Raw genomic sequence first — 23,708 nt, 5'->3', positions numbered from 1 at the left:
GAGGCTAGTGTTGCCTAATTAATTTCGTGCCGCTCCAGCCATTTTCGGCGCCGGGATTTCGGTGTGCGGCCGCGTCCGCATCTCCCGGGCGACGAACTCCTCGACATCGAACATCTGCCCGTCGGCGCGGTCGATCACGGACAGCAGCGTGGCCATCCGGGCGACGTCCTTCACCTGTTCGTCGAGGAACCACCGGACGAATTGCTCACCGAGATAGTCGCCGGAGTTGCGGGCCGCGCGAGCCAGACCGCTGATCCGGGTGCTGCGGTCCTGTTCCAGCTCGAGCAGCAAAGCGATTGCGCCGCGCGGACTATCGAACGTCGAGGTGATCGCCCCCAGGCCGCCGATCTGCACCGGCAGATCCCGGTCCAGCAGGTACTGCACCATGCGCAGCGCATTGCCGTAGTGCTCGCGCGACCGGCCGTAGGCATGTCCGGCCAGTCGCGGCAGCCGGCGCGCGTCGAAGTACACGGCGGCGGCGAGATACTGCTGGGCGCTGGTGAATCCGTGTCGGATCTGCGTGCGCAGCAAGTCGGGGAAGGACTCGTCGGCCTCGTCGATGTCCGGCATGGCAATGACGCTACCGCGTGAGCAGGTCCTCGGGGACAGGGCGGTCGGCGGCCAGCGCGTCGAAGAACCGTCCGGCCTTCTCCTTGTCCCAGAGCAGGACGTTGCCGCTGTCCGTGTCGTCGAATCCGCCGACCGGCACCGTGGTGGCGACGGTCTCGCCGCGCAGCGCCCAGCCCAGTCCGCCGAGGTTCCAGATGTGATCGTCGTTGTCGACCTTCAGTGACTTGGCGGTGTCGGAGGCCAGCGGCCAGAGCTTGAACGGGTTGGCCAGCGTGGCGCCGCTGGTCGCCTTCTTCAGCAGGGCGGCCATGAAGATCCGCTGATTGTTCATCCGGTCGAGGTCGGCCAGCGCGGTCGCGCGGCTGCGGACGAAGCCCAACGCCTGCGGTCCGTTCAAGCGTTGACAGCCCGCGGGCAGATCGATGCCGGCGAGCGGGTCGTCGATCGCTTCGGGGACGCACACGTCGATGCCGCCGAGCGTATCGACCACGCCCGCGAAGCCGCTGAAACCGATCTGCGCGTAGTGGTCGATGTGCAGGCCGGTGGCGATCTCGACCGTCTGCACCAGCAGCGCGGGCCCGCCGATGGCGAACGCCGCGTTCAGCTTGTCCTTGCCCTGGCCCGGGATGCTGACGTACGAGTCGCGCGGAAGGCTCACCAGGGTGGTTTTGCCCGATTTCGGCACGTGCACGAGCATGATGGTGTCGGTGCGCTCGGGACCGACTTCGCCGCCGGTGGCGAGTTCCTGCTCCTGCTCGGGAGTCAACCCGCCGCGGCCGTCGGAGCCGACCAGCAGCCAGTTCGTGCCAGGGGTGTCGCCGACTCGCTTGGCGTAGTTCGCCAGCGCGGGGATGCGGTTGAGGGAATTGTCCAACTGCATGACGGCGCCGACGGCGGCCACCACCAGCACCAGCAGGGTAATCAGGAACCAGCGGAACGGGTGACGCTTGCGGCGCGGTCGCGGCGCTCGCGGCGGGCGTTGGCCGCGCGGCGGCACCGGTGGTGGTCCTTCGCGGAACCGCCGTGGTTTCCGGGGCGGTGTGGGAGGCGGACCTTCGTGGTAGGGCACCGGGCGCTGCGTGGGCGCGTGCGTCGGCCCATCGTGATGTGGCACCGGCCGCTGTGTCGGGGCGTGTGGTGGACCTTCGTGATGTGGCACCGGGCGCTGTGTGGGGCCGTGCCTGCGGGCCGGGGGAGGCAGTGGTACTCGCCTGGGCTGTTCCGGCGGGACCTGCGAATATGCCAACGGCTGCGCGTGCGGGTCGCCCGTTCCATCGCGGCGCACCACCTGGGTGGGCTCGATCGGCGGCGGCGCGCCGGGGCCAGGAGGAGGCATGCGCCGGCGCATCGGAGGTTCACCGGGTCTGCCGGGCGGCGGCATCCGGCGCGTACGCGCGTTGCGCTGGGGGTCGTCGCCGTTCATCACTGAAACTCTACTTATCGGGCGGTTGTGCGGTGCCGCATGTGGACACTGGCGCACGCGGGAGCGGCGCTGTTTCCTAATTCGTAGGCTGCATCGGGTTGTTAGCGTTCCGGAGGGCACGGTTGCGTCACGGGAGCCACGAAACATGGCCGCGCAGAACGGTGTAGCCGATGTAGGCGACCGCGTCGATGGTCGCATGGGCGAGGACCAGCGGCCACAGTCGGTTCGTGCGCTGCCAATAGCGCCCGAATATGACGCCCATCACACAATTTCCGAGTCCGCCGCCCAGTCCCTGGTACAAGTGATAACTGCCACGCAGGAGGGCCGAAGTCAGCAGTGCCGAGTTCTCCGACCAGCCGAGTCTGCGCAACCGGGTGAGCAGGAACGCCACCACGATGACCTCCTCGGCCAGGGCGTTCGCGCAGGCCGAGAGGATGAGCGCGGGTAGCCGCCACCAGTAGTCGCCGAGCGAGGCGGGCACGATCGTCACGCTGAGACCCAGTGCGTGTGCCACGAGGTAGAGCCCCAAGCCGGGCAGGCCGATGATCGCGGCGAGCGTCAAGCCGGGTAGCACGTCCGCGCGCCACCGGAGGCGGTTCGCCAGCCCGATCAGTCGCGGTCCGATGCCGCCGCGCCACAGCAGATACAGGCCCAGCGCCGCCCATCCGACCAGCCGTAGCACGCTGAGCAGCTGGAACAGCAAGTCGATGGTGGATTGCGTGGACCGGGACGGGTTCAGCGCGACGGTCCGCCCACCGATCCCGCCCGGGGCGAGCGCGTTCTCCACCAGCGAGAGCGCGGCACTGAGCCCGCTGAGCCCGAAGGTGACAAGCAGCACCACCGCGATCTCGAGTTTGATCGCCAGTCGCTCCCGGTCGGTCGGCTCGGTCTCGTCCCACTGGGCATCGGACTCCGCGCGCATGGGTCGAATCTATTGCGCTCGCCCCACCGGGCGCGCGGCGCGTCGGCGTGGGAACCTCACGACCGGCCGGGACTCGGCCTCGCGGCGACCATCTGAGGCGGCCCTACGCTTCGCGCCCGATCCGCTTTCGCGGGTGGTCCTCTAGGTGGGTTGTGTGGTGGTTGGTCGTTCCGCCCGGCGCGCGGGGCGTGGCGTGGAACTTCGTGACGGGCCGGGCCTCGGTGTCGCGGCTGCCGTCTGCGGCGGCCCTGCGCTTCGCGTCTGATCCGCTCCTGCTCGGGTGGTCGTCCAGGTGGGTTGTGTGGTGGTTGGTCGTCCCACCCGGCGCGGTGCGTTGCCTTCGGAACTTCGTGACGGCCGGGGCTCGGTGTCTTGGCTGCCGTCTGCGGCGGCCCTGCGCTTCGCGTCTGATCCGCTTGCGAGGGTGGTCGCCCAGGTGGGTTCGTGTGGTGGTTGGTCGCCGGCGCGGTGCGTGGCGGTGGGAACTCCGTGACGGGCCGGGGCTCGATCTTGCGGCCGCTCTTTGAGGTTTACCTGACGTTTTGCGCCTGATCCGCTTGTATGGCGGTAGCGCGGGTGTGGGCTGTGTCGAGGACAGCCCTGCGCGGTGGTCGCCGGTTGGGTCGCTCTGTGGTGGGTGTGCGTGGGGTGTCGCCTGACCGGGTTGTGCCGTGTTCGGTCTGCGTGGTGGTTCGTCGGCCGGGACGCCCCGTATACGACCTGCGTGGATGGACGCCCGGTTGGGTCGTGCCGTGCCTGCTCGGCGGGCGTGGCCGGCTGGTTGCGTCTTGCCGTGTTCGGCCTGTGGTTACTCGGTCGGGTGAGGTCGTGTCCGGGCTACTCGGGCGACCACACCGTCGAGTCCGGTGCGGCCCTGCGCGCCGATTCCAGCCTGTACAGCACCGGTCATCAGGTAGTCCGGACGCGCCACCCCGGGGAAGGTGGCGGAAGTCCATGTGCAGGGGTGGGCGATGCGTCGTGGAACCGGGTCAGATGCGGCGCAGGCCGTTGAGGAACGGGCAGCCGGCCAGGGTGCGTACGGCACGGCTGAGTCCCTCGATGTCGTCGGCCGGGGCGTTGAACGGCAAGCGGAAGTCGTGATCGCCGTCGTGTCCTTCCACCCGCAGGGTGAGCCCGTACCGGTCGATGGCCAGCGGATGCACGTTGCCGCGCTGTAGGTGCGCAGGCAGGTGCCTGGCCAGCTGGGCGACGATATCGGCGTGGTCGGCCTGCATGTGCTGCAGCCACGCGGATTCCATGGCGCAGAACGGATCCGGTTGGGCCAGGCGCAACTCGTCGCTGGTCACCGATTCGGCCCCGGTCGAGTCGGCCACTACCGCCGAGCTGATCACCAACCGCAGCAGCGTGGCGCCGAAGCCGACGTCGAGCAGTCCGGGATGGGGCAGCTCCTTGGCCACCTCGCCGGCCAGGGCGCGCTGCGCCTGGGTCGGCACCGCGCGCACCCAGCCGCGCAGCCAGACCAGGGCGCGCACCGGCTCGCGCAGCGGCAGCGGCGCGTGGTCGGTGAGTTCCAGCACCGCGGGCGCGCCGTGTTCCCCGGAATTGCCCGCCAGGATCGCGGCGACGGAGGCGGTCGGCACGGCGATCACGGCGTCGCCGCACTGCCGTACGTGGTGCACGGACGCGGGCGTCGGGTCGATGCCCGGCATGGCGAGCACCGCCTGCTCCGCGTGGGCGCACGCGCTGCGCACCCGCTCGGCGGTGGACGGTGCGACGGTCGGAGACGGACGCGGCATGCAAACCTCCGTGGAGCGGGCGGCGCGGCAAGGTATTGATTAGGTAATCCTAAGCTAAGTGAGGAGGCCTCGGTTCCGCAAGCGTTCCAATCGGACTGAGCGAAGTGTGTCGATCTCGTTCGACGCGGGTTGTTACGGTTGGGGCGTGTCGGAAGGGATGGAACCAGGAAAACCGGTGCTGGTGTCGTTGTCGGCGCCCCCGCGGCGCAGTCTCTCGGACGGACTGGTCCGCAACATCGGCGCAAGCCCCGCCGCGCCGACGCTCGACCTGGACGCCCCGGACGCGGAGATCGCCGCCTTCCTCGCGCACGCCGCCCACTCCGATAGCGGCTTCGTCGCGCGCACCTCGGCCGGCGACCGCGCGGTGGCCGTCGTCGCCGCCACGGCCGCCGCGCTGTGCGGCGAAGACATCGGCACCGCCTTGCGCCACCCCGATATCGCCTTCCTGACTTCGCTGAAACCGCCCGCGATCGAGGCGGTCCGGTCCGTCCTGCTCGCCATCGAAACCGAGGCCCTTGACCAGGTGAACGCCGCGTTGCGGGTGCTCGACGCAGGTTGAACGCCGCTCGGGCGCCCGTGGAACAGATGCCGCGCGGTGGTTGTGCCTCCGCAATTGGTGGGGGGCCGGGCGAAGGCGCAAGTAATCTCGTAACCGTGCCGCGAATCGCGTACTTCGGGCCGTCCGGAACCTTCACCGAGATGGCCCTCGCTCAACTGGAATCCTCGGGAACCTTCGACGGACCCGTCGAGCGGATAGCCGCGCCCAGCCAAGGGGCTGCGCTCGAGCTGATCCGCTCCGGCGACGTGGAGGGCGCGGTGGTGCCGATCGAGAGCTCCGTCGAGGGGTCGATCTCGGCGACGCTCGACTCGCTGGCAATCGGTCCGCGGCTGCAGATCGTCGCCGAGACCGAACTCGAGGTGAGCTTCACGATCCTCGGCAAGCCGGGCACGGTGCTGCCCGACGTGCGGACCCTCGCCGCATACCCTGTGGCCGCCGCGCAGGTGCGGTTGTGGGTGGCGGAGCACCTGCCCCAGGCGCAGCCCTACACCTCGGCGTCCAATGCCGCGGCTGCGGAAGACGTGGTGGCGGGCCACGCGGATGCCGCCGTGTCGACCGCTCTCGCCGGCGAACGGCTGGGGTTGATGGCACTGGCCTCCGGCGTCGCGGACCATGAGCAGGCGATCACGCGGTTCGTACTGTGCACCCGGCCCACGGTGGCGCCGCCCCCCACGGGAGCCGACCGCACCTCGATCGTGCTCGAGCTGCCGAACGTACCCGGCTCGCTGATGCGCGCCTTCGCCGAATTCGCCACCCGCGGCATCGATCTGACCAGGATCGAGTCCCGGCCCACCCGAACCGGCATGGGCACCTATCGTTTCTATCTCGACTGCGTCGGGCACATCGACGACACCGCCGTGGCGGAAGCGCTCAAGGCGCTGCATCGCACCGCGCGGATCCGCTTTCTCGGGTCGTGGGCTGCGACTTCCGCGACCGGCACGCCACCACCGTCGGACGAAGCCTCGGCGGAGTGGTTGATCCAGTTGAGAAAGGGGATGGCGGACCTATGACCGGGAGGTTGATCCTGGTCCGGCACGGGGAGACCGAAGGCAACGTCGCCAAGCTGCTGGACACCAGGGTCCCAGGCCTGCCGCTGACCGAACGCGGTGCGGCACAAGCGAAGACGTTCGGGGAGAACCTGCTCCGACCCCCGAAGGTGTTGTTCTCCTCGGCGGCGCTGCGTGCGCGCCAGACCGCGAGCTACATCGAGGCGGCGACCGGTGTCGCCGCCATGGTGCTGGACGGGCTGCACGAGGTACAGGCGGGTGACCTGGAGGGACAACACAGCGAGGAAGCGCACCACACGTTTCAGGAGATCTACCGCGCCTGGCACGAAGGCGATCTCACGCTGCGAGTGCCCGGCGGCGAATCCGCCCAGGACGTCCTGGATCGGTTCCTGCCCGCGATCGCGGAATTGCGGAACACGTATCTGACGTCGGATGGTGACGAGCACGGCGATGTGATGGTGGTCAGTCATGGCGCGGCCATGCGGCTCGTCGGCCGCACGCTGGCGGATGTGCGGCCGCCGTTCACTACGAACAACCACCTGGACAACACCGAGACCATCGAGCTGGTACCGATGCCGAACGGCGGGTGGGAGTGCATCCGGTGGGGCCGGTTTACGCCGCCGTTCGGCTACGACGTCGCGCCGACCTCCGACGATCCGATGGGGTAGCGCCTGTTCAGGACAGTTTCGGGTTCCGGGGAAACTCTTCGCGCTCCGGTAGCGAATGGATCAGATCCTGCACTGCCGTGCGTAGTCGAGCGGGAGTTCCGCTGCTGAGCGACGTCCACTTCACGCCGTCGTCGGACTTGCTCGCGGTCGCGATGAATCGTCCTGCGCGCGTATTGAAGACGGCGATGTGGTTGTCGGCCATGTCTCTGGTGCCGTCGCCGTAGACCACGCCGACGATCTCGGCGAACGAGTGGATCTCGACCAACGCCGCCGCCAAGGTCTTCGCATCCTGGGCAGGGTTGCCCACCTTCGTGAGCCGCTCCGCGGTGGCCGCGGCATCACCGGTGTCGCCGAAGATCGTGGCGAGTTCTTCGGTCGGGGCGTTCATCCCGTACAGCTCCAGCGGCTCGGCGTAACCGAGTGCCGCGAGAACCGTGCCGGGCAGGTCGTTTCCCGCTTCATCGATGACGTACGAGTCCTGCCCCCGAAGGGCGACGACCTCGAGGTCGACGCCCTTCGCCAGACAGAAGCGGCTCACCCAACCATCGACGATCAATCGCAGCGCGATGATCCAGTGTGGCCGGTTCAGCGCGCGCAGCCGATTCTCCAGATCGCGATGCAGCACATCGTCGAAGAGGAGATCCCGCTGGGCGAGCGACTCGGCGGCCGCGTCCATCGCCGCTTTGTGATCGGTCAGGTTGTCGTAGCGAGCCCGAGCGTTCAGAACGACGGGAACTTCGATCTGCAGTTTCTCTACGAGGAACTGCATCTCGTCGAGCGACAGGACGACCGCGTCGAGCGTCGACGGGTCGCGGCCCGCACCGAGTACGGTCACTTAACCGTCCCGCTGAGGTCACCGCCGATGACTCCATCGGCGGTGAAGCGGCCGTCGTTGAAGTGCTCGGTCGACCGCAGGTACTCCCTGCCGTTGTGCTCGGCTTCGTCGTCCTCGTCGCTGCGTGCCTGGTTGCCGAGCAGAGGGTTGCCGTTGCCGTTGTTCGCCGATCGGACCGGCGCCGCTTCGACGGGCTTGACCGCGACCGTCTCCTGCACCGGGGCGGAGCCACCGATCGTGCCGCTGGAGCCCCAGCCTTCCGGAAGCTTGAGCGAGCCATTGCTGATGCCGGCCGCCGACCCGAGGCCGGAGAACGACACCGCGCGAGTCGCGGCGCCGGTGGCGGTGGCCATACCAGCTCCCATGACCATCGGCGCCATGCCGGAGAAGGTCGGCGCGGAGGTGGTGGTCGCCGCTGCGATCGCGCTGCCCGCGACGTTTCCGACGGTGGAGACACCGGTGGTGGCGATCGAGCCGACGGCCTGCGCGGCCTGGGTGGCCGCGCTCGCCACGCCGGGGTTGCTCAAGAACGCCTGGGTGGCGGCGACGGCGGCCTGGATCGGATCCGCCGGAACCTCGGTGGTCGTATCCGCCGCCTGCTCGGGGCTGGCCGTTCCGGCGCCCTTGGCGATCGGCGGCGGCAGCAGGAACTCGGCGGGCGTGGCGACCATGGCGCTGGTGGCGGCCTCGTAGGTCTCCATGACCAGAGCGGCACGGATGTCCATGGCGTTCCTGGCGACTTCCGCGACCTCGAACGCGCCGCTGAGCACGCCGGGCGGGTTCGCCGACGCGGCCAAGGCGGCGTTGACGGCGGCGATCTCAGGCGGGCTCGGCATCGCCAAGGACGCGACGGTGTAGGCGGTGGCGTTCGCCGCGGCCTTCGCACCCATCGCGGCCGCTTGCACGCCCTGCTGCTCGGACCAACCGAGGAAACCGGTGAGCTTGCTCAGCGCGGCGATACCGTTGATGCCCTGCATCCCGACGCCGAGCTCGGCCATCACCCTGGCGACGGTGGTCGTCGCGTCGATCCAGGCGGCGGTGAGCCCGCCCCAGGCGGTGGCGGCGGCCGAGATCGGGATCGCGTGCGCGCCCGCGTGAAGGGTGGCCGAATTGATCTCCGACGGGCGCGCCGCCCAGATCACCCCGGTGACTCCTGCAACCATGTTTGACTTCTCCCCTGCTTGGTGTTGCTGATGGATCCGGTTCCGGAACTACACCTGAATGGCGCTGATGCCCGCGGCGCGCACCACGTCACCGGCGACGTGCTGGGCCAGCTGCATACGCAGTGTGGCCGCGGCGTGGTGGCATTCCAGAATCGCCTGCGCGATCGCACGGTCGTGCGACATGGCCCCCTGGTTGAAGTGGCTCGCGCTGAGGAAGGAGACCTCCTCGGCGCCGGAGGGCAGCACGTGCGTCGCGGGCGCGGTGATCGCCGCGGCGGCGGCCAGACGTTCGGCGACGAGGTCGAGTTCGGCCGCGGCGGCGAGAATGGCTTCGGGTGCGATCAGTACATGTCCAACCATGACTCGACTCCTTCTAGTGGCTGTGGGGCGGAACCACGAGAATTCCCCCTTCGAGTGATAGGACGCGACAGCAACGCGATCGGTTCCATCGAATCCCCAACTTTTCGATCTCCGTGCCGATTACACACCCACCGCTCGGGGCGCGCAATACAGCTCGGTTCAGACTATCCCCATCCCAGCTGATGCAGGCGGTCTTCGTCAATGCCGAAATAGTGTGCGATCTCATGGATCACGGTGATGGCCACCTCTTCGACCACTTCCGACTCGTCGGCGCAGTGCTCGAGAATGGCGTCCCGGTAGATGGTCACGGTGTCGGGAAGCGCTCCGCCGTAATGACTGTCGCGTTCGGTGAGGGCGATGCCGTGATACAGACCGAGCAGATGCGGATCCTCCGGATTGCGCGGCTCGATCAGCACGACCACATTGTCGATCGCGCGAGCCAGCTCGGGCGGAATGAGATCCAGTGCGTCGCCGACCAATTCCTCGAAGTGGTCGGCGGACATCGACACGGGCATCGGCGTGCCGCTACCTCGGCTGCGGCTGCGGCGGTAGCGGTGCGGCGCCGGGCAGCGGTGCGGGCGTGGAACGTCCGCTGTTGGGCGGCGGCACCGGAGCCTGGCCGTTGATCAGGATGTCGCCCCTGGCCGAGCCGGTGATCGGCGCGAAACCCTCCCGGTCGGCCCCCTTGCCGATCATGCAGTCCAGCTTGCGGCTGCCCGCCATCCAGCTGCGGGCATCGATGTAGTCGAAGAACAGCGTGAGCGTCTTGTTACGGATGACGTCCGGCGCGCCCAGGTATTCGGTCGAGGTGCGGGTGCATTCCTCCTCGACGAATTTGTCCTGTTCTTCCTTCGCGGGCGGACCGCCGGTGAAGTGGGCGGCCAGGTCGACGGTGGAGACGATCTCCACAGCGTGCGGCTGGGCGCAGTCCACCGGATCGGTGGGCAGATTCTGGTTGATGCCGAGGCACACGCCCGGCTCGTACACCCTGGACTGGTCGTGCTCGGTGGCGCTGCCGACCGACGGCGGGGTGCCTGCGCTGGCCGCGACCTGCAGGCCACAGCGCAGGGTGCGGTCACCGTGCTGCCAGCCGTCCGGACTCGGGTACATCAGGCCGACGATGTACTTGCCGCGCGGGTCGAAGCGCCCGCCCATGTACTTCTGCACCGCGGGCACGCAGTGCTCTTCCTTCAGTTCGGTGAGCCGCAGCGAGTCCGGGAACCGCGAGCCGGGGCCGAATTCCTTGCCCGGATACCTGCTCATGTCGATGTCGGCCGCGACCTCGAACATGTGCTTGCTCGAGCAGTTCACCTTGACCAGATCGGCCCGGTCGGGCTTGGTCCAGCTCAGGCAGTCGCCCTTGGCGGCGGTGCCGAACTCCTTGTCCAGCACGGGCTGCGCCGGGGCGCCGGGATTGTGCGCCTCCAGGCCCTTCTCGTTGTCGAAGCCGGTGATGAACAGCGTCACCAAGGCCGCGACCACGGCGCCGGCGGCGACGGCGAGCAGGCCTCGGCGCAACGTGGGCGCCGACAGGTGGACCTCGCGCAGATCGCGGTCGGCGAGGGCGGCCTTGGCCGAGTCGAACGAGCGGCGTACCGAGTCGGCACGCGACGACGCGCCGCGCTTGGGCGCCTGCGGGGACCGGGACCTAGGTTCGGAGGACATCGCGGTCCATCATGGCAGCGTCCGTGCCGTGGTGCCACGACCTGCCCCGATCGGCGCGGCACGGGACGGTTCAGCCGCGCAGGGCCGACAGGAAGACGCCCGGCAGCCGGGCGGGGTTGGTGTCGGCGTAGAACTCGGTGAGTTTGCGGCCGGTGGTCGCGGCGGTGGCGTTGCCGACGAACCACGGCGGTTTCGGGGAAAGGGCGAGTTCGCCGCCCAGCAGCGAGCGCGGCGCGGGCCGGAAGGGGCCGCGCACCACCGTGCGCTCCACGTCGTCGAGCAGCAGGGCGTTGTGCACTACGCCGATTCCGCTCTGCACGTCGTCGAGGGTGTGCCCGGGAAAGGCTCCCCAGGCCGCACGCGGCGCGAGGAAGGCCAGCCCCGTCCAGGTGTTCACCGCGATCGCGCCATAGCGCAGCCGCTCGATCGCGCGGTCGAAGGCGACGCCGAGCCTGCGGATGGTCGTGGGAGGGGCGATCACGTTCGCGCCGAGTGTCCCGGTGAGTTCGGCATTCGCGAAGTCCACCGCGCGCTGCAGGAAATCACCGCCCGCGTAGGGCAGCTCCACCACGCCGAGCACGGGGGAGAAGTACTCCGTGCGCAGCAGGGGCGTGCCGGTCCGCGGCAGTCCGTCGACCAGCAGCCGTCCCGCGCCGAGTCGCTCGGCCTCCGGATACGAGGCCAGCGCGTCGGCGACACGGGCGTCGCTGCCCGGGTAGTACGCCGTGCGCTGCGGCGCTCGCTCCATGGCCAGGCGCAGTTCGGCGAGGAACTGGTCCTTGCGGTCCCACTCGGAGGCGATCACCACCGTCTGCGCGGCCACGCAGTTGTAACCGCCGTTGTGCAGCCGCTGGGTGGCCACGTGCTCGGCCTGGTAGCGCAGATCGGCGTCGGACCAGTCGCCGGGCGCCACGATGGTCGGCGAGACGCCGCCCAACTCGCTGGTGATCGGCTTGTCCAGCAGGGGACGGCTGTCCTGCTTGCGCTGCGAGCCCTCCGCCCCGGGACCCCACACGATGGCGTCGTGGGTGTTGGCGCTGCCGGTCATGTGCACGTGCGCGACGTCGGGATGACGCACCAGATAGCCGCCCTGCTCCGCGCCGCCGGTGAGGATCCGCAGCACGCCGAGTTCCAGCAGCGGTTCGAACACCATCTCGAACACGGTGAACAGCGGGTCGGTGATGGGATTGAGCTTCAGCGCCACTACCCGGTTGTGCGCGTACAGCTCGTACAGCGCGTCCAACGGGGGAATGGAGGTGATGTTGCCCGCGCCGAGCACGGCGCCGATTCCCCCGGTCGCGGTGGGATCCAGCTGCGCCAGTCCGGCTCGCCTGCGTGCGGTGTCGGCGTCTACGCCTGGCCGCAGCCACACCTCCCCGCGGAAGCCGTTGAGCAGCAGCCGGTCGTAGACGCCGAATGGAAAGATCGGCACGGCGACCCGCCCGCCCGGCGCCTCCCGCAGCGTGACGCCGGTTAGCGGGCTGCGCCCGGACTCCAGTGCGTCGAGGGTGACCGACAGCGCGTCCGTAGCTTGCAGCAGGGCGAGTGGTCCCGACATCCATTCCTCGCCGACCAGCGGGGAGTGCGCGTCGAGGTCCTTGACGACGCACGCGGCCCGCACCCAGTCCTCGGCGAAGCGGCCGGTCCGGGCGTGGATCTCGTCGAGCAGCTCACGGCGTCGGCGCAGCGAGGTCGCGGCCCACGTTTTCTCGCCGGCGGTGAGGTCGGCCAGCGCGTTGTCGATGGCTGTCTCGTCGAAAAGCGTGCCCACAAGCCCACTATGCGCGCGATCCGGCGGGTATGGACCGCATCCTGGGATATCGGCGTGAAACGGCAACACATCGACTACTAGGCTGATGGCCCATGATCGACCTCCGATTCCTGCGGGACGACCCCGACGCGGTCCGCGCCTCGCAGCGCGCCCGCGGCGAAGACCCCGCCCTCGTCGACGCGCTGCTCGAGGCGGACGCGGCGCGGCGTGCCGCGGTGGCCACCGCGGACAACCTGCGCGCCGAGCACAAGGCGATGGGCAAGCTGATCGGCAAGGTGAGCAAGGAGGAGCGGTCCGCGCTGCTGGCGCAGGCCTCGGAGATGTCGGTCAAGGTCAAAGAGGCCGAAGCCGCGCAGCACGCCGCCGACTCGGATCTGGACGCCGCGCACCGCGCCATCTCGAACGTGGTGCAAGAGGGCGCGCCCGCGGGCGGCGAGGACGATTACGTCGTGCTGCAGACCATCGGCACGCCGACCGAGTTCGACTTCGAGCCGAAGGACCACCTGGAACTCGGCGAGTCGCTCGGCCTGATCGACATGGAGCGCGGCGCGAAGGTCTCCGGCGCCCGGTTCTACTTCCTGACCGGCTACGGCGCGCTGCTGCAGCTGGGGTTGCTGCAGTTGGCCGCGCAGAAGGCCGTGGCCAACGGCTTCACCATGATGATCCCGCCGGTGCTGGTGCGCCCCGAGGTCATGGCGGGCACAGGGTTCCTCGGCCAGCACTCGGCCGAGGTCTACCACCTCGCCGACGACGACCTCTACCTGGTCGGCACCTCGGAGGTGCCGCTGGCGGGTTACCACTCGGACGAGATCCTGGACCTGAGCGGCGGCCCCAAGCGGTATGCGGGCTGGTCGTCGTGTTTCCGACGGGAGGCGGGCAGCTACGGCAAGGACACCCGCGGCATCATCCGGGTGCATCAGTTCGACAAGGTGGAGATGTTCGTCTTCACCACACCCGACCAGGCCGACGCCGAACACCAGCGCCTGCTCGCGTGGGAACAGGAGATGCTCGCGGCGATCGAGGTGCCCTACCGGGTGATCGATGTCGCGGCCGGTGATCTCGGCAGCTCCGCCGCGCGCAAGTTCGACTGCGAGGCGTGGGTGCCGACACAGCGGACGTACCGGGAGCTCACCTCGACGTCCAACTGCACCACCTACCAGGCGCGGCGGCTGGCCGTCCGCTATCGGGACGAGAACGGAAGGCCGCAGATCGCCGCCACATTGAACGGCACGCTCGCGACCACCCGCTGGATCGTGGCCATCTTGGAGAACCATCAGCAAGCCGACGGGTCGGTCCGGGTTCCGTCCGCCCTGGTGCCCTTCGTCGGCACGGACGTGCTGCGACCAGCCAACTGACAACGCGCGAATGACATTCAGATGAATAGCTACTGGTTCGCCATGCCGGATTCCCGGGATGTGGCAACCGGCGGGATTCCTTGTGTCTAGGCTATTCGTCGTGCGAGGAATCGGGTCTCGCGGCGATACCCGAACCCGGGTGCGGGCCGCGTCTGCGCTGGCGACGGCTATGGTCATGGCTCGGACCACCGGGGCGTTCTACGTCATGGGCGGGGTGCTCGGTCTGCTGATCACCGCCATCGCCCCTGGTGAGGAGGGTAATCGCCCGCTGGTAGGCGGGGCGGCAGCGATAGCGCTGGTGCTCGGCCTGACGCTGCTCGCCTGGGGGCCGCGACTGCCGCATTCGATCCACCATGTCTACGTCGCGATCGCGACGGTGCTGGTGACGATCGCGGTGCACTCGTTCCCCAACACCGTGGGCGCGATCAGTCTCGCGGCGTTCTACGTGTTCATCGCCTGCGATGCGGCGCTGTTCTTCGCTTGGTCGCAGGCCGCCGCCCATATCGCCTTCGCCTTGGCGCTGTGCCTATGGGTGCTGCCCGCGCGGCCGGTGAGTCCCGGGCTGCCGTGGTGGTCCGGCTTGATCCCGGCCGGGGTGACCTTCGGCGTCGGCGTGGTCGTCGGGATCCTGACCAGAATGGCGTCCGAAGCCGACATCGACGTGCTCACCGGTCTGCTCAATCGGCGCGGTTTCGACCGGGCATTGAACACCGCGATCCAGCAGGCCACCCGGTCCGGGCACGGCCTCGCGCTGGTGCTCGTCGACCTCGACCGCTTCCAGAAGATCAACGACCATCTCGGGCACCGCGCCGGGGACGCCGTCTTGCAGCGGGTGGCCGACACCTGGTCGAAACTGCTGACTCCCGAGCAGCGCCTGGCCCGCTACGGCGGCGACGCGTTCGCCTTGCTGCTGCCGAACACCACCGAACAGGCCGCGATCCTGCTCACCGAACAGCTGCGCGCGGCGGTGACCACCGGCTGTTCGGCCGGGGTGACCTCCTGGCAGCCGGGCGAATCCGGGTCGCTGCTGGTCAGCCGCGCAGACGTCGGTCTGTACCGGGCCAAGCAGGCCGGGCGCAACCGGACGGTGCTGGAGTCTTCCCGGCAGCTGCCGCTGGCGGTGGAGCTGCGCGAGGCGATCGACCGCGGCGCACTGGACGTGCACTACCAGCCGATCGTCAGCCTGACCGAAGGCGGGGGCAAGGCGGTCGGCGTGGAGGCGCTGCTGCGCTGGTCGTCCAGCGCGCAGCCGGACGTCACCACCGAGGGCTTGATCCGCGTCGCCGAGGAGTACGACCTCATCGCCGATCTGGACGAGCTGGTGCTGCGCAGGGCCTGCGCCGACGCCGCGCGCTTGCAGGAAACCTTCGCGCAGCTGGATCTGACGCTGAACGTGAACGTCAGCGGGCTGGAACTGGCCGAGACCGGCTACGCCGACCGGGTGGCGGGGATCCTGGCCTCTACCGGATGGCCCGCCGATCAGCTGGTGCTCGAGGTGACCGAGAGCGAGCTGGCCGCCGAATCGCAGACCGCGATCGAGAATCTGCATCTCCTGCGCGACCGGGGCGTGCGCATCGCCATCGACGATTTCGGCACCGGTTACTCCTCGCTCAGCCGACTCGCCACCCTGCCCAGCGACATCCTCAAGGTCGATCAGTCCTTCGTCGCCGCGATCCGCTCCGACTCGCCCGCGCCGCCTTTGCTCGGCGTGATCGCCGCCTTGTCCAACGCGCTGGACCTGCAGGTCATCGCCGAGGGCGTGGAGACCGAGTACCAAGCCGCCGTGCTCACCGAACTCGGCTTCGCGCTGGCGCAGGGTTACCACTACAGCGACTCGCATCCGGTCTCGGAGCTGATCAGCGACCTCAACGAGAACAAGGGCCGGATCGGATCCGGCGTCGCCGACGGGGAATTGGGCGACGGTGACTCGGTGGCCGCCAACGGCTGGGTGCCGCTGCCGTAATTCGCTTGACCGCTCGCGCTGTCGGTGCGCATGCTGATCGACATGCGGTTGCTCGTCTACGCCTATTGATTCGCCGAATCGCTGCGCCCCATCCGGGCGGGTGACACACGTACCATCGGCCTGCGCTCGCTGACGGTTCGGGCGGTGCTCTTCAAGAGCATCGGTGAACTGATTCCGCTGTACGCGCTCTACGCCCTGCTGTTCGCCGACCACGGCATGAGCACCGGGCAGATCTCTCTGCTGTTCGCGATCTGGTCGGTGACGTCGTTCCTGCTCGAGGTGCCCTCCGGTGCTTGGGCCGACACGGTCTCGCGGCGCGGGCTGCTCCTCCTCAGCGGTGCGTTGCTGACGGCAGGCTTCGCGCTGTGGACGGCCGCGCCCTCGTTCGCGGGTTTCGCCGCCGGATTCGTGCTGTGGGGAACCTCGGGGGCGCTGGCCTCCGGCACCTTCGAGGCGCTGTTGTACGACGACCTCGCCGCCCGGGGTGAATCGTCGGCCTATCCGCGCATCCTCGGTTACACCCGTGCCGGCGCGGAAGTCGCCGTCGTCATCGCGATCGTCGCCGCGACCCCCCTGTATCTCTACGGCGGTTACGCCCTGGTCGGCTGGGTCAGCGTCGCGGTCGCGGCCGTGCACACGCTGATCGCGCTGTCGCTGCCCACCGCGCCTAAGGCGGTGTCCGCGGTGAGCGTGGACGACCTGGAAGAGGAGGAGCCGGTTTTTCCCGCGCGCGTGTCGATGTCGGCCGATGACGTGGGTAACTCCGGCCCGGTCGGGGCGTGGGCTCCCGGCGCGGCGGCGGACGGGCGTGGTTCCGTGGCGGTATCCAACGGGTGGGACGGGATATGGCCGGACGATCCGGCGCTCACGAGCGATCACGACGACGGCGGTCGGATGCCGCGCGCCGTCGGGGCACCGCCTACCGCTGATTTCGCCGCTGCCCGTGCCCACGTTGCCGGGGAGGCTTCTGTGGATCGCATGCCCGAGCGAACCGGGGTCGAACAGATCGCGCCACATCCCCGCCCGTTCGCCCGCTACCTCGCCATGTTGAAGGCCGGTGTGAGCGAAGCGGTTCGCGTCCCGGTCGTGCGCTACGGCGTACTGCTGGAGGCGCTGCTGTTCGGGATCACGGCGTTCGACGAGTATTTCGCCCTGCTCGCGGAGGAATCGGGTGTCTCGACAGCCGTGGTGCCGCTGCTGGTGGGTCTCACCGTGCTCGGTTCGCTCACCGGTTCGGTACTGGCGGGCCGCACCGAGCGGATGTCGGGCCGGACGATGTCGATCGCGGTGGGCGCCGCAGGCGTGCTGTTTCTCGCCGGTGCGTTGATCGCCGGTCTCGCGACCGGCCGGCCGGACGCGGTCTACCTGCTCACCGGCCTCGGTTTCGGTTCGATCGGCGTCTCCTACGGCATCGTCTACAACGCGGGGATCGTCGCGGCCGCCCGCCTCCAGGACGCCATCGGTGGCCCCGCGCGGGCCACCGTGACCTCGGTCTCCGGACTTCTCGGCGAGGTGATCGCCCTGGCGGTCTTCGGCTTCGCCGCACTGGTCGCCCTCCACGCCTCCATCTCCACCCTCCTGGCCCTCCTGGGCGCGTCCCTCCTCGCCATCGCCACCCTCGCCCCCCGCTGGCTCCCATCCCGCGCAGACTGATCGCGAGTGGCACACCCTGGAGAGCCCTTCTCGGGAAAATGCCGCGACCATGTGCCGCCCGCGACGGTTGGGTAGCGTGCGGGAGTGCGGTTGGGGCTGGTTTTCGGGTTCGGGATCGGTGCCGGCGTGGCGGTGCAGGGGCGGATCAACGGTGCGCTGGGGGCGCGGCTGGCGGACGGGGTCGCCGCGGCGACGATCAGTTTCGGGGTGGGGCTGGTTGTGCTCGCGGTGGCGTTCGCGGTCAGTGGGCGGTTGCGGGAGGGCGGGCGGCGAGTGCGGCGGGCGTTGCCAGAAGGCGTGCTCCGGCCCTGGCAGTTGCTCGGCGGTCTGTGCGGGGCGTTCTTCGTCGCGTGCCAGGGGCTCACCGTCGCCGCCATCGGCGTCACCGCGTTCACGGTGGCGACCGTCGCCGGGCAGTTGCTCAGCAGCCTGGCGGTCGACCGGCTCGGCCTCGGCCCGAGCGGACGCACACCGGTCACCGCGGTGCGCTTGGCCGGGGCGGCGCTCGGCGTGGTCGCCGTGCTGATCGCTGGAGTCGGGCACACCCACGCCGCCGGTGGTCTCTCCGTTCCCGACGCGCTGCGCGGCACGCCGACCGTGCTGCTGATCGTGCTCCCCGCACTGGCAGGCATCGGCCTGGCCTGGCAGCAGGCGGTGAACGGCAAGGTGGGCGCCGTCGGCGGAGCGCTGACGGCGGCCCTGGTGAATTTCGGCGTGGGCCTTGCCGCCCTGCTTGTCATCGAGGCACTGGTCATCCTGTCGTCCGGCGGCCCCGCCGAATTTCCGGCCGAGCCGTGGCTGTATCTCGGCGGATTCATCGGCGTCGCCTTCATCGCCCTCGCCGCGCTCACGGTCCGCTGGATCGGCGTCCTGCTGCTCGGGCTCACCTCGGTGGCCGGGCAGTTGCTGGCCTCGCTGATCCTGGACGTACTAGCCCCGACCAGCGCGGGACTGTCGATCACCGCGGTCGTCGGCTGTGCGCTGACTCTGGTCGCGGTCGCCATCGCCGCTCGGTCGCAGTCCTGAGGACACTCGCCGCGCATTCATACGTAATCCGCATAAGTGTGGAATGGTGCGCTCATGCTGATCGAATACGGGGTGTGGGTTTCGCGGCTGGGTCTGGCTGTCGTGTTCGGGTTGTCGGCGTGGGGCAAGCTGGCGGATCGAAGCGCGACGCGGCAGGCGGTGGGGGATTTCGGGGTGCCGCTGCGCTGGGTGCCCGCGGTGGCCTGGGTGTTGTCCATCGCGGAGACGATCATCGCGGTGGGGGTGCTGATTCCCTGGCTTTCCGGCGTGGCCGCGGTGGCGGTGCTGGTGCTGCTCGCCGTGTTCACGGCGGTGATCGCCCGCTTGCTGCGGCGGGGCGAGCACCCTTCCTGTTCCTGCTTCGGCGCCGCGAGCGCCACGCCGATCGGGCCGAAGATCTTCGTCCGCAACGGTCTTTTCGCAGTGCTCGCCGTGCTGGTCGGCATAGGCGCGCAGACCCATCCGCGGGTGCCGATGGACCTCCCCGCCGATGACGCGATCGGCTGTGCCGTGGTCGCGGTGCTTGCCGCGGTTTTGGTCAGGCTCGCGGGACAGCTTCGGGTCCTGCGTCGCCGGGTGGACGAGCAGGCGCTGTCCACGTTGGGCGCGGAGGGCCTGCCGGTCGGCGCGGTAGCGCCGGAGTTCGAACTGCTCGGCCCTGATGGAGCGAAGACCACCCTCGAGGATCTGCTGGGCGAGGCGAAATCGGTGTTGCTGGTCTTCGTGCACCCGGGGTGCGAGCTGTGTGCGGCACTGGCCCGTGAATTGCCCCGCTGGCGCGCGCGAACCGGTGACGCCCTGGCGATCGTGGCGGTCGGCAACGGCGATGCCGCCGAGCAAGCCGCTTGGGGAATCGAGAACGGGTTGGGCGACATCCCCTCGCTCGTGCAGCAGGGCAACGAGGCCGCCTTGCGGTACCGGGTGCGCGGTACGCCTTCCGCCGTGCTGATCGATCCCGACGGGCGCGTCGCGGCGCCGGTGGCCAGGGGCGGAATCGCGATCCGCGAGTTGATCGGCACGGTGCGCCCGGCGTCGCGCGAGCCCGCGCGCGACAGGATCCCGGCCGGCGCGGCCCGTTAGTTTCGGGGCGTACCTCTTTTCCTGCCGTCGACACCGACTGAGGTTCGGTTATCCACCGGTTGGCTAATTTCTAGCTAATTTCTGGCGATGCGCCGATAGGATCGAGTCGCACCGGTGCGGAATTCGCCATCCATCGACCAGGCCCATCGACAGAGGGGAAAGACATGGCGCTCTTCGCATTCACCGACTACTCCGGCAAAGAATTCATCATCCAGCTGACCAACGAACAGCGGATCGCCGAAGCCCGCCGCATCCTGTCGGGTGACGAGCAGATGTCGGTACACGTCATGGGGCGGATCAGGAAGGTTCCGGCTCCGTACAACCCCGGCTGGAGCTTCCATCTGGACCCGGACACCATCACCTTCTTCACCATGGCGATCGAGGTCTGTGACGCCAGCATCATGTACGTCGAGGATCACTTGGACGAAGCGTGCGGCGCGTTCTTGCCGGGCTGCTTCTGGTGTCCGTGGTCGTCGAAGATGACCCGCGAGGTTGCGGACAGGTAATCTCCTGGCAAATGCTTCCGGCCGGCGGAATCGCCGGCCGGAAGTCTCGGGTCAGTCCAGCTTGCGCGAGCGCAGTTCGTGCCCCTTGGACGTCTTGCACCGCCCCGACTCCAGGTCCCACTGCCAGCCGTGCAGGTTGCAGGTGAGCGTGTTGCCCTCGACCACACCGAACTTCGACAGGTCCGCCTTCAAGTGCGGGCAGCGGCGCTGCACCTCCCAGCCGCTGAGTTCGGTGGAGGCGGAATCGTCGTGCGCCTCGGCGAACCAGCCGTCGGCGTAGGCGATCCGCTCGTCGGTGAGGCACTTGAAGAACGTGTAGAGGAACTCGTTGTATCCGCCGATGCGCCAGGCCTGGAAGCGGGTGGACAGGAAGATGGTGTTCACCCAGTCCGGCTCCCGGTCGCGCAGCACCGTGCGCACCAGCTCCGGCGCGATGCGGAAGCCGTAGCGGTAGCGGCCCTCGCCCTCGATCGGCTCGCGCACCGTGCGCTTGGGGAAGTCCAGCACGATGGTTTCCTCCCCGATCACCAAACCGACCGGGTAGCCGATGCCGTCGCAGATCACGTCGCTCTGCGCCATGATCGGCTCGAACAGCTTCTGCAGCGGTTCCAGCAGGGAGCCGTCGCCGCGCTCCCAGGTGGCCTTCTCGGCTTCCAGCACCGGCGCGAGGCGCTGGGCCATCCGCTCGATGTACTCGGCCTTGTCGTCGTAGATCTCGGCCGGGTCGCTGGGATGGGTCAGCGTCAGCTCGGCGCCGCGCACGTCGGCGACCGAGCCGGGGATCATCAGGATGCCGCCGGTGTTGCCGTGGATCTCCATCTGCTCCAGGAACACCTTCTGGTCCGGGAAGATGTTGCCCTCGTCGCCGCGGTCGTCGTTGAGGTAGCGCAATTCGTCGTCCAGGAACACCGGCGGGCCCGCCGACGGCACCACCCAGGTCGCGCCGACCTGCTCGATGTAGCTGCGCGCGCGGTCCATGCCGCGCTGACGCTTCTGCTTGCCGAAATTCGACTTGGTGCGCGCCGGGATGTCGTAGACCATCGGGTACCAGATCGCGCCCGAGTACTGCAGCAGGTGGATGTCGACGTGGCCGAACGCGTCGTGCAGCACGTCCATGTCGACCGGCCGGGCGTCGTTCATGTTGAAGCAGGTGGTCTCGCCGTCGGAGACGACCAGCCCGGAGTCGCCGATCGGGCCGTCGGCCGGGGCGCGCAGCGCGATGATCATGACGTCCAGGTCCCCGCCGGGGCCGGTCACCGTGTGCTTGACCGAGTCCTCGGTCTCGAAGAACTTGTGGAAGCCCAGCTGCTCGAGCTCGCGGCGCAGATCCGGCACGGGATAGTCGGGCAGCAGGACGGTGGCGTCCTTGTTCACGTGCTCGGTCAGCGTCTTCGCGTCGAAGTGGTCGCGGTGCAGATGCGAGACGTACAGGAAGTCGCACGCGCCCAGCTCGTCCCAGTCCAGCCGGGTGTTGTCGGGGAACGGGAACCACGAACCGAAATACGCGGGGTTCACCCAGGGATCGCAAAGGATCGACCCGGCCGCGGTGCGGATGTGGAATCCGGCGTGTCCGACGCTGGTGATCTGCACTAGCTGCTCCTCCTGCTGTTTACCAGCCAACCAGGGTAGTAGTTACGGCGAGATGTCGCCGATGCAGTAGCCGTCCGGCCCGGAGCGCAAGGTGAAGGTGCGGGTCTGCGTCACACCGGAGGAGTTGGTCACCGGCACGAGCACAGCGATGTAGTCGGTGTTCACCTGCTCCGACCGGATCTGCTGGTCGGCGAACTCGGTGGCCCCGGTGAGCACGCCCTGGTTGGTCGCCAGCGGCGCGGAACTCGGACGCCCGGTGCCCTTGGGGTCCCAGGTCGCCGGGGACGCCTTACAGATCAGAGGGTAGTCGCCTTCTTTGTCGGCGGGGTCGAGCGGAGTGCCGACGAACCGGGACAGGTACCGGCGCACGGTGTGGCGGGCGTCGGCGTCGTCGTAGGCGATCTCCGAGCCCGCCGTGGCGACGCGCGGGCAGGCGTAGCCGGTCGCGAGCTCGGCGCGCCGGACGGCGACCGTGGCGTCGGCGCCCTTCCACACCACGGCGTCCTCGGTCGCCGTGCCGGGCTGGGCCAAGGCGGTGAGGACGGCCTGCTGGTCGGCGTACATGTCGGCCACGTTCTTCGGCGCGACGGTCCAGCACTTGTCCTGCATCTCGGCGAGGGTGTGCGAGCGCAGGTCGGCGGCCCAGCGCTGCAACACGGGGGCGGCGGCGGGCAGTCCGGCGACCGCGCCGACCGGCGGCGCGTCGGTGGGGACCGGCGGTAACGTCGAGGTGCTCGGCGGCGGCGCGGCGGGGATGGCGGCCGGTGGCGTCGTGCGTCCCGCCGCCTGCGGGGCGCTCTCCTCCGGGATGCCGACGACGGAGTCGCAACCGGTCAGGGCGAACGCCGCGATCAGGACTCCGCCGGTCAGCGCAGCGCGGGCCGCTCGCCCGCTCGAAGCCCGGTTCCGCTCGTGTGCTGCACCGGGGTCGTACTCGCGCGGTACCGATCGGGCGCGTTCCACTTCGACGATCCTCTTCTCTCAAGGCGTGCGGTCGGGGCTGCTCGTGCGTCCTCGTCGCGTCGCGGCGCGCGGTGGCGGCGCACTGCCGGTGGGGACGAGCAGCGACTACGCTAGCGGACTTGTGGAACCCGTCTACCGGACGATCATCGGCCTCGCCCGTACCGTCTTCTTCATCGAAGGTCTGAAGTTCACCGTCAAGGGCGATGAACACATCCCCGCCCGAGGTGGCGCCGTCCTGGCGGTGAACCACACGGGGTACATGGACTTCACCTATGCGGGCCTGCCGGTGCGTACTCCGAAGCGCTACATCCGGTTCATGGCCAAGAAGGAGGTCTTCGATGACAAGATCTCCGGCCCGATCATGCGGGCGCTCAAGCACATCCCGGTGGACCGTTCCGCGGGGGCGGACTCCTACAAAGCGGCGGTGGAGTATCTGCGGCGCGGCGAGCTGGTCGGCGTGTACCCGGAGGCGACGATCAGCCGCAGTTTCGAGATCAAGGAATTCAAGTCCGGCGCGGCGCGCATGGCCATCGAGGCGGAGGTGCCGATCATCCCGATCGTCATCTGGGGCGCGCAGCGGGTCTGGACGAAGGGTTTCCCGAAGCGGCTCGGTCGCACCAACACGCCCATCTCGATCGCGGTCGGCGAGCCGATCCAGCCGTTCGAGCCCGCCGCCGAGCTCACCGCCAAGCTGCGTTCGACCATGCAGGAAATGCTGCTGGACCTGCAGAAGGACTACGTGCACGAGCCCGGCGCGTACTGGGTTCCGGCGCGGCTGGGCGGCAGCGCTCCTACCCTGGAAGAGGCGGACGCGATGGATGCCGCCGAAGCGGAGGCCAAGGCCGCGCGGAAGAACGCGGCGGGGTAACGGG

The 23,708-nt window shown here is 69.1% G+C and carries 22 protein-coding genes; 10 read left to right on the top strand and 12 right to left on the bottom strand.

Translation table 11 applies throughout. The features are described from left to right. Window positions 1-18 precede the first annotated feature (18 nt). From GVY64_RS30670 to GVY64_RS30655, 4 genes are all read right to left on the bottom strand, one after another. Window positions 19-570, bottom strand: a complete 552-nt coding sequence (locus GVY64_RS30670; protein ID WP_159849126.1) for a ferritin — start codon at window positions 568-570, stop codon at window positions 19-21. Between the two features lie 10 nt (window positions 571-580). Beyond that, window positions 581-1,993 (bottom strand): LCP family protein, encoded by a 1,413-nt coding sequence (locus tag GVY64_RS30665; protein WP_201298228.1) that lies wholly within the window; start codon window positions 1,991-1,993, stop codon window positions 581-583. 127 nt (window positions 1,994-2,120) lie between these two features. Continuing rightward, window positions 2,121-2,915, bottom strand: coding sequence for a CPBP family intramembrane glutamic endopeptidase (locus GVY64_RS30660; protein WP_159849124.1), 795 nt, complete (start codon window positions 2,913-2,915; stop codon window positions 2,121-2,123). A 989-nt stretch (window positions 2,916-3,904) separates the two neighbouring features. Beyond that, window positions 3,905-4,672: a DUF2470 domain-containing protein gene (locus tag GVY64_RS30655; RefSeq protein WP_159849121.1), complete on the bottom strand. Its 768-nt coding sequence runs from the start codon at window positions 4,670-4,672 to the stop codon at window positions 3,905-3,907. 145 nt (window positions 4,673-4,817) lie between these two features. On the opposite strand from GVY64_RS30655, the gene GVY64_RS30650 reads away from it, so the two are divergent. The 3 genes from GVY64_RS30650 (at window position 4,818) to GVY64_RS30640 (ending at window position 6,906) form a co-directional block, all read left to right on the top strand. Further along, entirely contained in the window at window positions 4,818-5,231 is a 414-nt protein-coding gene (locus GVY64_RS30650; RefSeq protein ID WP_236567383.1) for a hypothetical protein, read from the top strand. Between the two features lie 95 nt (window positions 5,232-5,326). Further along, window positions 5,327-6,241: a prephenate dehydratase gene (gene pheA, locus GVY64_RS30645; protein WP_159849118.1), complete on the top strand. Its 915-nt coding sequence runs from the start codon at window positions 5,327-5,329 to the stop codon at window positions 6,239-6,241. Then, window positions 6,238-6,906 carry a histidine phosphatase family protein gene (locus tag GVY64_RS30640; protein ID WP_159849115.1) on the top strand — a complete coding sequence of 223 codons (669 nt, stop codon included), beginning with the start codon at window positions 6,238-6,240 and terminating at the stop codon, window positions 6,904-6,906. The genes pheA and GVY64_RS30640 overlap by 4 nt, the downstream gene beginning before the upstream one ends. A 7-nt stretch (window positions 6,907-6,913) precedes the next feature. Here GVY64_RS30640 and GVY64_RS30635 read toward each other — a convergent pair whose 3' ends face one another. The 6 genes from GVY64_RS30635 to GVY64_RS30610 all read right to left on the bottom strand — a co-directional run bounded on the left by GVY64_RS30635 (window position 6,914) and on the right by GVY64_RS30610 (window position 12,700). Continuing rightward, window positions 6,914-7,741, bottom strand: coding sequence for an ESX secretion-associated protein EspG (locus GVY64_RS30635; RefSeq protein ID WP_159849112.1), 828 nt, complete (start codon window positions 7,739-7,741; stop codon window positions 6,914-6,916). After that, the gene (locus tag GVY64_RS30630; RefSeq protein WP_159849109.1) at window positions 7,738-8,904 is read right to left on the bottom strand and encodes a PPE domain-containing protein; all 1,167 of its coding nucleotides are present in this window, start codon (window positions 8,902-8,904) and stop codon (window positions 7,738-7,740) included. Before GVY64_RS30630 ends, GVY64_RS30635 begins: the two co-directional genes overlap by 4 nt. 48 nt (window positions 8,905-8,952) lie before the next feature. Further along, window positions 8,953-9,264 (bottom strand): PE domain-containing protein, encoded by a 312-nt coding sequence (locus GVY64_RS30625; protein WP_159849106.1) that lies wholly within the window; start codon window positions 9,262-9,264, stop codon window positions 8,953-8,955. 164 nt (window positions 9,265-9,428) lie between these two features. Continuing rightward, window positions 9,429-9,779, bottom strand: a complete 351-nt coding sequence (locus GVY64_RS30620; RefSeq protein ID WP_159849103.1) for a metallopeptidase family protein — start codon at window positions 9,777-9,779, stop codon at window positions 9,429-9,431. A 10-nt stretch (window positions 9,780-9,789) separates the two neighbouring features. Next, window positions 9,790-10,929 (bottom strand): septum formation family protein, encoded by a 1,140-nt coding sequence (locus GVY64_RS30615; RefSeq protein ID WP_159849100.1) that lies wholly within the window; start codon window positions 10,927-10,929, stop codon window positions 9,790-9,792. A 70-nt stretch (window positions 10,930-10,999) separates the two neighbouring features. Next, a complete protein-coding gene (locus GVY64_RS30610; protein ID WP_159849097.1) occupies window positions 11,000-12,700 on the bottom strand; it encodes an aldehyde dehydrogenase family protein in 1,701 nt (566 codons plus the stop codon). Between the two features lie 92 nt (window positions 12,701-12,792). Here GVY64_RS30610 and serS point away from each other — a divergent pair, with 92 nt between their 5' ends. From serS to GVY64_RS30580, 6 genes are all read left to right on the top strand, one after another. Then, the gene (gene serS, locus GVY64_RS30605; protein ID WP_159849094.1) at window positions 12,793-14,055 is read left to right on the top strand and encodes a serine--tRNA ligase; all 1,263 of its coding nucleotides are present in this window, start codon (window positions 12,793-12,795) and stop codon (window positions 14,053-14,055) included. A gap of 175 nt (window positions 14,056-14,230) precedes the next feature. Further along, window positions 14,231-16,018 (top strand): putative bifunctional diguanylate cyclase/phosphodiesterase, encoded by a 1,788-nt coding sequence (locus GVY64_RS30600; RefSeq protein WP_236567382.1) that lies wholly within the window; start codon window positions 14,231-14,233, stop codon window positions 16,016-16,018. Window positions 16,019-16,162: 144 nt separating this feature from the next. Further along, complete coding sequence (locus tag GVY64_RS30595) at window positions 16,163-17,671, top strand: MFS transporter (protein WP_442939650.1); 1,509 nt, start codon at window positions 16,163-16,165, stop codon at window positions 17,669-17,671. 84 nt (window positions 17,672-17,755) lie between these two features. Beyond that, a complete protein-coding gene (locus tag GVY64_RS30590; protein WP_159849091.1) occupies window positions 17,756-18,697 on the top strand; it encodes a DMT family transporter in 942 nt (313 codons plus the stop codon). A 54-nt stretch (window positions 18,698-18,751) separates the two neighbouring features. Further along, the gene (locus GVY64_RS30585; RefSeq protein WP_159849088.1) at window positions 18,752-19,777 is read left to right on the top strand and encodes a TlpA family protein disulfide reductase; all 1,026 of its coding nucleotides are present in this window, start codon (window positions 18,752-18,754) and stop codon (window positions 19,775-19,777) included. Between the two features lie 164 nt (window positions 19,778-19,941). Continuing rightward, a complete protein-coding gene (locus GVY64_RS30580) occupies window positions 19,942-20,283 on the top strand; it encodes a BP74-related protein (protein WP_159849085.1) in 342 nt (113 codons plus the stop codon). Between the two features lie 51 nt (window positions 20,284-20,334). Here GVY64_RS30580 and GVY64_RS30575 read toward each other — a convergent pair whose 3' ends face one another. Together GVY64_RS30575 and GVY64_RS30570 are read right to left on the bottom strand one after the other, a co-directional pair. Continuing rightward, entirely contained in the window at window positions 20,335-21,873 is a 1,539-nt protein-coding gene (locus GVY64_RS30575; RefSeq protein WP_159849083.1) for a Rieske 2Fe-2S domain-containing protein, read from the bottom strand. A 42-nt stretch (window positions 21,874-21,915) separates the two neighbouring features. Beyond that, on the bottom strand, window positions 21,916-22,836 hold the full coding sequence (locus GVY64_RS30570) for a hypothetical protein (RefSeq protein WP_236567380.1): 921 nt from the start codon (window positions 22,834-22,836) through the stop codon (window positions 21,916-21,918). A 121-nt stretch (window positions 22,837-22,957) separates the two neighbouring features. On the opposite strand from GVY64_RS30570, the gene GVY64_RS30565 reads away from it, so the two are divergent. After that, on the top strand, window positions 22,958-23,704 hold the full coding sequence (locus tag GVY64_RS30565) for a lysophospholipid acyltransferase family protein (RefSeq protein ID WP_159849080.1): 747 nt from the start codon (window positions 22,958-22,960) through the stop codon (window positions 23,702-23,704). Window positions 23,705-23,708 lie beyond the last annotated feature (4 nt).

It is taken from the genome of Nocardia sp. CY41, from assembly GCF_009829325.1.
GTDB lineage: Bacteria > Actinomycetota > Actinomycetes > Mycobacteriales > Mycobacteriaceae > Nocardia.
Note: the sequence above shows the minus strand (reverse complement) of the source record. Positions and strands in the feature narration are given on the sequence as shown.

Coding starts and splice junctions, on each gene's coding strand:
- GVY64_RS30585 (WP_159849088.1), top strand. CDS start 18,752: ATGCTGATCGAATACGGGGTGTGGGTTTCGCGGCTGGGTCTGGCTGTC.
- GVY64_RS30640 (WP_159849115.1), top strand. CDS start 6,238: ATGACCGGGAGGTTGATCCTGGTCCGGCACGGGGAGACCGAAGGCAAC.
- GVY64_RS30580 (WP_159849085.1), top strand. CDS start 19,942: ATGGCGCTCTTCGCATTCACCGACTACTCCGGCAAAGAATTCATCATC.
- GVY64_RS30625 (WP_159849106.1), bottom strand. CDS start 9,264: ATGGTTGGACATGTACTGATCGCACCCGAAGCCATTCTCGCCGCCGCG.
- GVY64_RS30660 (WP_159849124.1), bottom strand. CDS start 2,915: ATGCGCGCGGAGTCCGATGCCCAGTGGGACGAGACCGAGCCGACCGAC.
- GVY64_RS30655 (WP_159849121.1), bottom strand. CDS start 4,672: ATGCCGCGTCCGTCTCCGACCGTCGCACCGTCCACCGCCGAGCGGGTG.
- GVY64_RS30620 (WP_159849103.1), bottom strand. CDS start 9,779: ATGCCCGTGTCGATGTCCGCCGACCACTTCGAGGAATTGGTCGGCGAC.
- serS (WP_159849094.1), top strand. CDS start 12,793: ATGATCGACCTCCGATTCCTGCGGGACGACCCCGACGCGGTCCGCGCC.
- GVY64_RS30630 (WP_159849109.1), bottom strand. CDS start 8,904: ATGGTTGCAGGAGTCACCGGGGTGATCTGGGCGGCGCGCCCGTCGGAG.
- GVY64_RS30670 (WP_159849126.1), bottom strand. CDS start 570: ATGCCGGACATCGACGAGGCCGACGAGTCCTTCCCCGACTTGCTGCGC.
- GVY64_RS30665 (WP_201298228.1), bottom strand. CDS start 1,993: ATGAACGGCGACGACCCCCAGCGCAACGCGCGTACGCGCCGGATGCCG.
- GVY64_RS30600 (WP_236567382.1), top strand. CDS start 14,231: ATGGCTCGGACCACCGGGGCGTTCTACGTCATGGGCGGGGTGCTCGGT.
- GVY64_RS30615 (WP_159849100.1), bottom strand. CDS start 10,929: ATGTCCTCCGAACCTAGGTCCCGGTCCCCGCAGGCGCCCAAGCGCGGC.